Here is an 11,233-nt window from a genome sequence, read left to right as displayed (position 1 = left end):
GTTCTTTATGGCACCGAAAAAGTGCAAAACGGAAAACAGCCAAAAACGTAAAAACTTTATGGTAGCCAATACGATTACGGTGCCAGGTTCTATGATCCGGTGATTGCCAGGTGGACAAGTGTGGATCCGTTGGCGGAGAATTTCCTCAATCATTCACCGTATAATTTTGTTGCGAATAATCCAATAGTACTTATTGATCCAGATGGTAGAAATGTTACTACTATTGACGGAGGTGTGAGATTTGATAATGTAAATACCAACGATGCTGTTGAGGCTTTTAAATTGCTTACAGGTAGAACTAAAAATGCTTATGTTGATGTTGAGGGGGATAAAAGTACAAGAGGCCATGTTAATCAAGCAAACAAGAGTGGTTTCTATGGACAATGGAGCGTGTTTTCAGTTTCAAATATTGGAGTGGGGCTTAATGCTTTACAGGCATTACATGACGCGTCTGGAAACAGCCTTGACAATCTTGTGCTTGAAACTCATGGCGGTCAAGAGGGTACGGGAGGTGAGTCAAGTTTTGCCATAAATGACATACACAATACGACTAATCCTAATTATATTTATGATAGTAATTTACTGTTTTTAATGGGAACGGATTATACAGGAAATCCACAATATGATGCAATCAAATCAAAAGTGGCACCATTACTTGGAATGGCTAATTTGGTTACGGATGGTGGAAGGTTTATAATAGCGGCATGTAACATCGGAATGGGTAAAGGAGGCCAACAGCTTGGACGCGATTTGAATAAAATTACAGGTAACAGACTAAATATTTTTCTACCTAATGGGTGGGTAACAGAGCCAATAGGAAAGGCTAAAGACGGATCCTATACCGATTGGATTGAGGGATCATTTGGGGTTAATAATTCTCCTGGATGGTTACAGACTTCACCAAATGGTAATCAAAGAACTATTGAAAAGATAAAAATGAATAGACAACAGGGGCCCCCAATTCAAATAGTAAAATGAAAAATCTTAAATTGCTAATTCTTCTTATGACGTTCATGGGACTCCATCATTTAAAAGCCCAAACGCTAGAATGTTGCCTTGCTGGCGACCATCCTAAAACATCGGCGTACAGACCGCCGCAACTTATTGATTCGGCTTTGTTTTTATCTGATATTAAAAATAAAGCAGGTTTGAAATCGGCCTTTGACCTTCTAAAGCGGGATACCTTATTGGGTCTTTATGAAATGGTTTTTAAAATTAACAGGCAAGGGGTGTTAATACCTGAAAGATATACTGGAGAAGACGATAAACATCTTGCAGAGATACATAAATACGTAACAGGTACATTTAACCATTATCGTTGGAAACCAGGTTATAAAAAAGGGTGCAGGAAATGCAAAGCGACGTTATCAATGGAATTGGCGTTTTCTTTAGACACGCATAATAATATAGTCGATGTTTTCATAACGCATACAGAATACATTCGTAATTATAGAAAGAATATCTTAAATATTAAGTTGAATTACAAAGACTTAAAGTCTTTGTAATCCTTAACTAGCGCACTCCTGTGGCGTGTGAGTAAGAATTGATAAGTAACAATTAGCCCAACCACAGCGTTGGGCTTTACTTTTTAATAAGAGTTACTTTGAATAAGCTTTCTTAGCTTTATAGTCACGGATCACTAAATCCATATAGTGAAAAATGCGTTGCTTTTCTTCTTCGGGAAGGCTTTCGAGATCATCCAATCGTTTGATGGTTTCTTTATCGTAATTGGCATTTAATCCCTCGCCGAGTAGGTAATCGATAGATACCTTAAATGCTCGTGCTAACTTAACAATGACCTCGATAGATAGGGAATTATCGCCCCTTTCATACTTACCTATCATTATTCTGGAAGAGTCAGTTTCTTTTGCGAGGTCATCTTGTGACCATTTATTTGCCACTCTCGCGCTGATCTGTGATCAGTGTGTAATATGGGTTTAAGCATTTGCAATGTAAGAATATAAAGTAATAGGCCCAGCGATCAACCACTCTTTGGGCTTTTACTTTTTATAAGCCATCCTTGTCTTAGCATGCTGGATAAGGCCATCAATAGCATACATGATATGCTCTCTATCCTCATCAGGGAGTTGCTGGATGGATAGAACCTTATCTAAAAGAGCTTCATCTATCTGCTTATCAGCCTTACCTACCAGGTATCTAATGACACGCTTAAAGCATCAGCAATCTTACTGGCGACCTCGGCAGAAGGTATAGCCTCATCCTTTCGTACCTACCGATAAGGTTAGCATGAACGCCGGCTTTGATTGCCAAAAACATACAGATAGTCCTAATTCAATAGCGACCGATATACATGCGAATAGCATTTTGAGTTATCTTATTAAAAGGTACTGAGGACGAGTAATAGGTGAATAATAGCAAGTTTTACCTTTTAAGACGAACAGGTTAGAATCACACCCAACCAATCCAACTACACTCAATCAGAATCAAACAATCTTCAAATGATAGATACAGTCAATTGCAAGTCAAACAACAATCTACCTTTTAAAGACAGTAGACAGATATAGCATTTTAACCATCCTCAACAACTTTCCTTTTTCCTATTTTTATAGCATACTTGCTACTATAAGGGTACTTACAAAAACTCTCAAAAAATAGGAAATTGGTATACAGTAGAATGTTCTCAACTTACAATCTCATGCTGTTTAAAGCTCCCAATCAAACCTGCACATTTCCAAATCAACCAGTATAGTAATATGAAACTTAAACGTAAAATGTGCTGAATAAAAAGGGAGGAAGAGTGAGATAATAATTATTCAGCAAAGTTAAGTGTGAGCCTGGAATACAAGGCAAGGAATTTCCGGCATAAACCCTATCCTACTCACTGCCTGACATTTATTCCGTTCCTCCTTGCATTTAATTCAGTCTTGCACTTGAGGGGCACCATAATTATTTATTCACTTAACAAATTCAAATTATGGAAAAGCAAAACATGCTTCAATGTGCAGAAATTCAGTTAACCTACAGGCCAGTTATTAAGGCTCAACACAGGCCCAAGATTGAAACGGGTAGACAAGCTTATGAATTACTATTATCGTCCTGGGATGAAGGTAATATTGAGCTTATAGAGCAATTTAAACCGATGTTACTAAACCGGTCAAATAAAGTACTTGGGATATATACAGTGAGTACAGGAAGAATGGCAGGATGCTTTGTAGATGTAAAGTTGGTGTTTGCGTCAGCGTTATTAAGTTGTGCTCATCACGTGATTTTAGCGCATAACCATCCATCGGGTAATTTACGACCAAGCGAATTAGATTTAAGTATGACGAGGAGAATTAAAGAGGCTGGAAGAGTATTAGACATTCAAGTACTTGATCATATTATCGTAACACCTGATGGCTACTATTCATTTGCAGATGAAGGGATCTTATAAAAGCAAATCATTATATTAGCAATACAGTTCAATTATTTATTTACAAGGTTACTCTGTTTGTACACAGTTTGCACAAAACAATAATTAAGATGTGAAAATGGCTTTTTGAAAGAATTAAGGAGGATTTTGGAGTTGCTTGTAAGGCAGATGCTCTGAACCAGCTGAGCTAAACTCCCTTGCTTTTGGGTCTGCAAATATAGAAGTTCTGATCTATTCTTCAAAAAAAAATTTTCAATTTGTATTAACCCGTTGATTATTAACAATAAAAATAACAAAACGACTTTTTTAAAGCTTCACATCGCTATATTATTTCGGCCGGGGCGTGGGTCTTCGGGTAAGATTTCCATATTGGGGCATTGGATATAACTGGAATACCATTTTATGGCGCCAACCAGGTCAATGGCGTCTTCGGCGGCAATATCAATGGTTTCAAAGGCAAATAGCTTACTATTGGCATAGCCATATAACTGCACTTCATCATCATCGGGCCTAAATTGTTCTTCATCAAGGCAATAAACCCTCACCTTTAAGCGGGTATCCCTGGAATGTATAACATCGCGGCATGGGTTCTTGGGGTCGGTTGCCAATAAGTAAATATTAGGATCCATAAACTGATAACAATGATATGATGGTATAGTTTCTGATTTGGTATTTATATTTTATCCCTGTCTTCTATTATTAATTCCCGTGTAATTGATGCCCATCTATTGGGAAGTATTTTCTACAAAACACTGATAAACAATGCCCAAACCTACCTTTCACCTGCCCAAATTATAGCTATTAAGCAATTGGCATTGCATTTGAATTAAGTTTATTACCCTTCTAAAAAGGGTTGTTTTTCATAGGTAGATGTAGGGCCGAAACACTGCGAGAGTTTTTCGGCCTTTTTTATTTCCCGCCTGGCAAAACCAACCTCATCCACAGAACTTTTTAAAGTTTCATTTTAACACTTTTCGACCATAAAAATGGTGTAAAACCGGATCAAAAAAGCATAAAGACTTTCATTTTAACGCTTTTTAACAAATTTCCAACAAGATTTATATGATTTAAAAAGATTATATAAGATTGATGTCCTGGCATATGCATGCCAGGCGGTCGGTTCTTTGGCGGCCTTTTTTCTTTAATAAAACAGCCTGGTTCCTCTTTGGCAAAAAAAGGACCCGGACCCGTCATATATACAAATACCCAAAATAACGGCAAAACCCAGCAGTTATTTATATTCCTGATTTGTTTAATTTAGTTAGATCCTTAGCGGCTTATAGTCTATTTTTAGCTTAAAGTACAACTACTCTAATTAAGAGTGGATTATTTATCAGTATTCGCCAATCCGGGATGTTTAAATGGGCGTATATCATCTACAAAACAAAACTAATTGCAAATTCAAAAAACTAAATTTCTATGAAAACAGACTCACAAGAAAGCATGCTCAATGCAAATATGGCCCGGAGGTCGTTTTTGCGTTATGCTGGTGTTGGCGTTGCTTCGGTAGGCTTATTAGCCACTGCCGCTTCCTGCCATAAAGATCATAAGATCATCCCATCTGCTAACGCTATCGATTTGGGCGCTAAAGGGGATATAGCCATTTTAAACTACGCCTATGCATTGGAACAACTGGAAGCCGCGTTTTACCTGCAGGTAGCCGCTACCCCCTACAGTGGTATCACTTCGTCAGAAACAGCTTTGTTGACTGATATCCGTGATCATGAAGTTTTACATCGTGAATTTTTTAAAGCAGCCCTTGGCGCCAGTGCTATCCCTGCCTTAACACCCGATTTTTCGACCATTAACTTTAGCAGCCGAGCCAGTGTATTAGGTGCGGCCGCGGCGTTTGAAGATACCGGCGTTACGGCTTATGACGGTGCGGGCTACCTGATCGATAATGCGGCTTATTTGTTAATAGCCGGCAAGATTGTTTCGGTAGAAGCAAGGCACGCCGCCCTCATCCGCAACCTGATCACTCCGGGTTCATTTGCCGGGGCCGATGTAGTTGACCCTACAACCAGCATCAATAAATCAGCAACCATTGCTGAGGTGCTTAAGATAGCCAATACCTATCTTAAAACTAAAGTTAGCGCAGTAAATTACGGTTACACAGTAGCTTAAAAACCATTACCATGAATTTATTTAACATCATAGAAGAAATTGAAAATGTTGATCCGGAAGTTTACGGCCGTATAAGCGAGCGCCGCGATGTGATCAAAAACATTACCAGCTTTGGTTCAAAAGTAGCGTTGGCTGCCATGCCGTTTGCTATAGGTACGATATTTAAAAAAGCATACGCGCAAACCACCACTACACCATCCGTAGTAGCGATATTGAATTATGCGCTTACGCTGGAATACCTGGAATCAACCTTTTACAATGCCGGCAAGGCCAAAGGCACAGCTCTGATACCCGCCGCTGCCGCTACCAATTATTTTAACCAGGTAACTACCGATGAGAATAATCACGTAACTTTTCTGAAAGGCGTTATTACCTCATTAGGCGCTATCCCTGTATCGGCACCCGAAATCGATTTAACCGCCGGCAACGGAAGCAACGCCGGACCTTTTGCCGATGTATTAACCAACTACCAAACCTTTTTAGCCGTAGCACAGGTATTTGAAGATACCGGCGTACGCGCCTATAAAGGCCAGGCGGCTAATATACTGGCCAACAAAGCCGCGGCCGAAGGTGTAAAAGCAGGTTTATATCAAACGGTATTAACTGCTGCTTTGGGTATCCATGCGGTTGAAGCGCGCCATGCTTCGGCTATCCGTTCCATCCGTGGAGCAACACCATGGATCACCAGTACCGCTACTTTAGGTAATGATACGGGTATCGGCCTTGTAAATGCTAATTATGACGGCGAACAAAATGTATCGCAGGGCGGAGTTGATGTTACCACACTTAAAAGCGTAGCGGGGAGTACTACTTCAGTAGCCATAGCTACAGCCGCGTTTGACGAAGCTTTAAGCATGGACCAGGTTTTAGCCATATTACAAGGCAGCTTCCTGGTTAAACACTAAGAAAATAGAGTCAAGAGATTAGAATCTGGAATTAAGACTTTTTGGTCGATACAGATAACACTTATGAGGTTTTATAAACTTCGTAAGTGTTTTTTTCTTTAGTATAAATGCCTGATATTACTTATTGTTTGATTGACCCACAACATATTGTCAATCGAAATATTTAAAAATCATCATTTTGACTCATGCTTTGGTTAATTGCCAGCATAACGCCGTTCATGGTATTGTTTAAACTTTGTAAAATGCGTTTTGATGCAGTTTTACTAAACCTTACGGGGTTACCCTTGTTCCCTATCAAATAGTTCATTAAATCTTCGGGGGTGCCAAGTACAATATCTTTTCCTTCTACTGTGTCCCTAATCTTTATGTTAAATAGGCGACACCGATATTTACCATCCTTACAATCTATTTGAAGGCTCATATCGGCTTTAAACTCTGCATCCCTCCACAAAATATCCCTAAATCTCACCACTTCACGCCCCTTGCCAACTATCGTGCCGGTAGAATCATTTAGAATTTGTATAACATCAATGTTTTTGTACCGCGCAATAAGCCATAATTGTCCTTTATTAAAAAGATCGGACTTTGATTTACCAGGAGCATTAAAAACTTTTTCATAAACCACCGCACCATTTATAAAAGGTGTATTTAAACCTATTGTGTCTTTTTGAGCGAATACGGTTTTGGTAATTAAAACAAGTATAATTGCCGGCATCATTAACTTTATCATTGAGGATGATTTATGTGAAATGTAAATGCTATTTTGTAAGGATAGGACAGCCGGCCGGCCCGAAAGTTTAATGGTTTAAATATAAACAGGGTTTTTTTTTGTTCTTTAACATAAGGATGGGTATTCAACGCAATAAATAATTTAGTCATACGAGCCTGTTTCGGCACCCCATAAGCGAGGTGTACAACATGATGGCCACCTGTGTTGAGGGATCCTGAAACAAGTTCAGGATGACTTTGATTATTGATTACTTCAAAACCTATTATTTATTCAATCCCTGCACCCCAAATTTGATCAGATCATCAGGTTTAATAAAGCCTACTGTTCCATAAACGGGTTTGCCTGCGGCATTAAAAATAATAAGTGTGGGATACGCCCGTAAACCCCATTGCGCGGCAAGCTCGGGGCCCTGGCCTTTTTCCATATCCATGGCTACATTGATAAAATTGCTGTTGTAAAAAGCTACTACATCTTTGTTTTTAAAGGTGGTAGCTTTGAGCATTTTACAGGGGCCGCACCAGGTAGCATAGGCATCAACAAAAATATATTTCTTTTTGGCGGCGGCTTGCTTTAAAGCTTCGTTCCAGGAGTTTTCAATAAAATTGATTTGGGTCGCTTTTTTGTCGCCGCTTTTTTGGGCGTTGCTATCAAAGGGACATAAAAGGAAAGATAAAACGACAACAACACAGGCAGGAAAAAAGTATTTCATCAATATAAAGGCTTAAAATATGAGCCATAAAAATAGCACATATAAACCATTATGAGCTTATATGTGCTATGAATATCTGATTATCAGCTAAACAGTCGGCTTATGGCCTGGTACGGTGACCCTCGCCTTCCTGTTGTTGTTGCTGGCGTTGTTGCTGTTGGCGTTGAGCTTGTTGCTGCTGACGCTGTGCGGCTTGTTGCTGTTGCTGAGCCTGCTGCTGTTGCTGAGCCTGCTGCTGTTGGCGCTGTGCAGCTTGTTGTTGCTGTTGCTGCTGACGTTGAGCGGCTTGTTGCTGTTGCTGAGCCTGCTGTTGTTGGCGCTGAGCAGCTTGTTGTTGCTGTTGCTGCTGACGTTGTGCGGCTTGTTGCTGTTGCTGAGCCTGCTGTTGTTGGCGCTGTGCGGCTTGTTGTTGCTGTTGAGCCTGCTGTTGTTGGCGCTGAGCAGCTTGTTGTTGCTGTTGCTGCTGACGCTGTGCGGCTTGTTGTTGCTGAACCTCCTGCTGTTGACGCTGAGCTTGCTGACGTTGTTGCTGAACTTCCTGCTGTTGACGCTGAGCTTGCTGACGTTGTTGCTGAACTTCCTGCTGTTGACGCTGAGCTTGCTGTCGTTGTTGCTGAACTTCCTGCTGCTGACGTTGGGCTTGCTGGCGTTGCTGCTGCACTTCCTGCTGCTGACGTTGAGCCTGCTGACGTTGTTGTTGAACATCCTGCTGCTGGCGGTGGGCCTGATCCTGCTGCTGCTTAACCTCTTGCTGTTGACGCTGAGCTTGCTGACGTTGTTGTTGAACTTCTTGCTGCTGACGTTGCGCCTGCTGTTGTTGTTGGCGTTGTCCCTGTTGCTGACGTTGAGCTTCCTGTTGTTGCTTTTGTCCTTGCTGTTGCTGGTGCTGCAATTGTTGTTGCTGGCGTTGCTGTACAGCCGGATTAGTGTTCGGTTGCTGTGTCCGTTGTGCGCCCGGTTGATTATTATTAACCCTTACCAGCCTGTTATTATTGCTTTTAGCTATTTCGGCTAAGCGGGCGGCATTATTCCGGTTTACGGTAGCCTGTCCGCCTACGCGGTGTGCGATACCATTATTGGGATTTTCTTTCCGGTATTCAACGGCATTTACTACCCGTGCAGGTCGTGCGTCTGGTGTTTTCCTGATCTCGGGCCTATAAATGTTAAGCCTGTTATTGGTGATGCTTGTTCTGGAGCCCGGCCGGTTGATATTATTAACCCGGTAAACCTGTACGTTTTGACGGGTTACCTGCCTAACTTCATTAACCCGCGGACCGGTTACATAGGTACGGTTATTATAAACATAGGTATTGTTTATCACCGTGGTGTTATGGATAATATTAACCACCCGGGTATGCGGTACATAATAATTATAAATATTAGGCCGATTAATATAGGCTTGCGGCGCACATACCCAATAGTAATCGGGCACGCGGTAGCTGTTGCCAAATGAGATATTGATGCTGATACCCGGTGTTAACGGAGCCCAGCCGTAATAACCACCACCTCTTCTCCAGCTTACCCAGGCCGGAGCCCATTCATGACCGGGGATCCATTCCCATCCGTAATAGTCATCATAGCGCCAGCGGCCGTAGTGAAAAGTGGCCCATCCCCAGGGATAATCGGAAACCCAGGTATTACCATAATCTGTCATTACCCAATGCCCGCGTGTGGCATAAGGCCTGAATCCGTCTTCGGCATCAGGGATCCAAACATTACCATAGGTTGGGTCATCAACCCAGGTACCGTAAGGGTCTAGTTCGTCATAGAACTGCTGGTCAGATACATACTCTCCCTGCTGTGCCCTGACTTTATTTGGAGCGGCGAGCATTATCAAAAATGCTATTAAACATAAACCGCTTATTTTTTTTATAGCTTTCATTTTTTTCATCAGGATTAAAATGTGACCGGTACACCCGGTATCAATATAGGTATGACCTGTCAAACTATAAAACGTTTAACATTAAAATTGTTTTAACCCGCAACAATAGGAATAAAGCGGGAGAACCGCTTTTAAAAGCTCTGGCTTAAATTAGCTTTGCTAAAGCCATTTTGAATATGAGCAATGTTACCGTTGGCCAAAGCCAAACGGCAAATGAATAAAAAACGACTCCGGTACAGCCTAAAGTTATTGCCGTTTCATTTATAGGTTAGAAAGATAAAAATTTAAATGTGGGCTTTAGCCGAATAACCCATTAAAAGCAATTTCCCGGGGAATAATTGAACAAACTTTGTCTCAAAATTTTTATTTATACCTTGCATATGCTATCTTAAAAATTAAATAGTTTTACACTCCATTATCTATACCATTATGAGTACAGTAAATATCCCAAGACTTGATCTGAACAGTTATATTAACGGCAGCGCGGCCGATCGTCAGCAATTTTCAGACGATATAGGCAAAGCATTTAATGAAACCGGTTTTGTAACCATTACCAATCACGGCCTGAGCAAACAACTGATAGATGAACTTTACGAGCAGGTAAAAGCGCTTTTTGCCCTACCCGATGCTGTTAAACAAAAATATGAGATTCCGGGTCTTGCGGGCCAGCGTGGTTATACCGGCAAAGGCAAAGAAACTGCCAAGGGCTTTAAAACACCCGATTTGAAAGAGTTTTGGCAGATAGGCCAAACTGTTACCGATGGCTCACCTATTAAGGATCAATACCCCGATAATGTGACGGTTGAAGAATTGCCCGCTTTTAATACCACCACCCGCGAGGTTTATAAAAAGCTGGAATCGGCAGGGATCCATTTATTGAGGGCTATAGCACTTTATTTAAATTTGGAAGAGACTTATTTTGATAATAAAGTGCATAATGGCAACTCCATATTGCGCACTTTGCATTACTTTCCCATTCTTGACCCTGATTCTGTTCCGGCCGATGCGGTACGTGCGGGCGCACATGAGGATATTAACCTCATTACCCTGCTCATTGGCGCCAGCGCCGACGGCCTGGAACTGCTTACCCGCGAAGGTACCTGGTTCCCGGTTAAGGCTCATGGTGAGGACCTGGTGGTTAACGTGGGCGATATGCTGCAACGCTTAACCAATAACAAGCTTAAATCAACCACACACCGGGTAGTAAATCCACCACGCGAGCTGATGAAAAACTCCCGGTATTCGGTTCCGTTTTTCCTGCATCCAGTATCAGACATGGACCTCACCAGCCTGGAAACCTGTATTAACGCCGAACATCCAAAGCAATATCCCGACATTACTGCAGGCGAGTATCTCGACGAGCGACTAAGAGAAATAGGCTTAAAAATGTAATTCTAAAGCTTAAGGCAGAAAGCCCAAAGCAGAAAGCTAAATAAAAAAAGCTTTTTGCTTTGGGCCTTTCGCTTTCGGCTCTCCTTTTTAGTATTATTGAAATAACTAAACCTTATAA

The 11,233-nt window shown here is 41.3% G+C and carries 10 protein-coding genes and 1 pseudogene; 6 read left to right on the top strand and 5 right to left on the bottom strand.

The genetic code is table 11. The features are described from left to right. Positions 1-78: 78 nt before the first annotated feature. Both AB6735_RS21470 and AB6735_RS21465 read left to right on the top strand, forming a co-directional pair. Positions 79-978 (top strand): annotated as a pseudogene (locus AB6735_RS21470) (RHS repeat-associated core domain-containing protein); the annotation flags it as partial. After that, the gene (locus tag AB6735_RS21465; protein ID WP_090469536.1) at positions 975-1,505 is read left to right on the top strand and encodes a hypothetical protein; all 531 of its coding nucleotides are present in this window, start codon (positions 975-977) and stop codon (positions 1,503-1,505) included. The pseudogene AB6735_RS21470 and the gene AB6735_RS21465, both read left to right, overlap by 4 nt. Positions 1,506-1,598: 93 nt before the next feature. On the opposite strand, the gene AB6735_RS21460 is transcribed toward AB6735_RS21465, so the two are convergent. Beyond that, positions 1,599-1,901, bottom strand: a complete 303-nt coding sequence (locus tag AB6735_RS21460; RefSeq protein ID WP_218128350.1) for a helix-turn-helix domain-containing protein — start codon at positions 1,899-1,901, stop codon at positions 1,599-1,601. A 1,034-nt stretch (positions 1,902-2,935) separates the two neighbouring features. Here AB6735_RS21460 and AB6735_RS21455 point away from each other — a divergent pair. Further along, a complete protein-coding gene (locus AB6735_RS21455) occupies positions 2,936-3,394 on the top strand; it encodes a JAB domain-containing protein (protein WP_090469530.1) in 459 nt (152 codons plus the stop codon). Between the two features lie 293 nt (positions 3,395-3,687). Here AB6735_RS21455 and AB6735_RS21450 read toward each other — a convergent pair whose 3' ends face one another. Beyond that, a complete protein-coding gene (locus AB6735_RS21450) occupies positions 3,688-4,002 on the bottom strand; it encodes a hypothetical protein (RefSeq protein WP_370998115.1) in 315 nt (104 codons plus the stop codon). A gap of 790 nt (positions 4,003-4,792) precedes the next feature. On the opposite strand from AB6735_RS21450, the gene AB6735_RS21445 reads away from it, so the two are divergent. Both AB6735_RS21445 and AB6735_RS21440 read left to right on the top strand, forming a co-directional pair. Continuing rightward, complete coding sequence (locus AB6735_RS21445) at positions 4,793-5,497, top strand: ferritin-like domain-containing protein (RefSeq protein ID WP_370998114.1); 705 nt, start codon at positions 4,793-4,795, stop codon at positions 5,495-5,497. Between the two features lie 11 nt (positions 5,498-5,508). After that, the gene (locus AB6735_RS21440) at positions 5,509-6,402 is read left to right on the top strand and encodes a ferritin-like domain-containing protein (RefSeq protein ID WP_370998113.1); all 894 of its coding nucleotides are present in this window, start codon (positions 5,509-5,511) and stop codon (positions 6,400-6,402) included. A gap of 163 nt (positions 6,403-6,565) precedes the next feature. Here the strand turns inward: AB6735_RS21440 and AB6735_RS21435 are convergent, their stop codons facing one another. The 3 genes from AB6735_RS21435 to AB6735_RS21425 form a co-directional block, all read right to left on the bottom strand. Beyond that, entirely contained in the window at positions 6,566-7,132 is a 567-nt protein-coding gene (locus AB6735_RS21435; RefSeq protein ID WP_370998112.1) for a DUF4468 domain-containing protein, read from the bottom strand. A 262-nt stretch (positions 7,133-7,394) separates the two neighbouring features. After that, positions 7,395-7,841: a thioredoxin family protein gene (locus AB6735_RS21430; protein ID WP_370998111.1), complete on the bottom strand. Its 447-nt coding sequence runs from the start codon at positions 7,839-7,841 to the stop codon at positions 7,395-7,397. 100 nt (positions 7,842-7,941) lie between these two features. Next, entirely contained in the window at positions 7,942-9,723 is a 1,782-nt protein-coding gene (locus tag AB6735_RS21425) for a DUF6600 domain-containing protein (RefSeq protein ID WP_370998110.1), read from the bottom strand. A 429-nt stretch (positions 9,724-10,152) separates the two neighbouring features. On the opposite strand from AB6735_RS21425, the gene AB6735_RS21420 reads away from it, so the two are divergent. Continuing rightward, complete coding sequence (locus tag AB6735_RS21420) at positions 10,153-11,115, top strand: isopenicillin N synthase family dioxygenase (RefSeq protein ID WP_370998109.1); 963 nt, start codon at positions 10,153-10,155, stop codon at positions 11,113-11,115. Positions 11,116-11,233: the final 118 nt, after the last annotated feature.

The organism is Mucilaginibacter sp. RCC_168 (genome assembly GCF_041355315.1).
Taxonomy (GTDB): Bacteria; Bacteroidota; Bacteroidia; order Sphingobacteriales; family Sphingobacteriaceae; genus Mucilaginibacter.
Note: the sequence above shows the minus strand (reverse complement) of the source record. Positions and strands in the feature narration are given on the sequence as shown.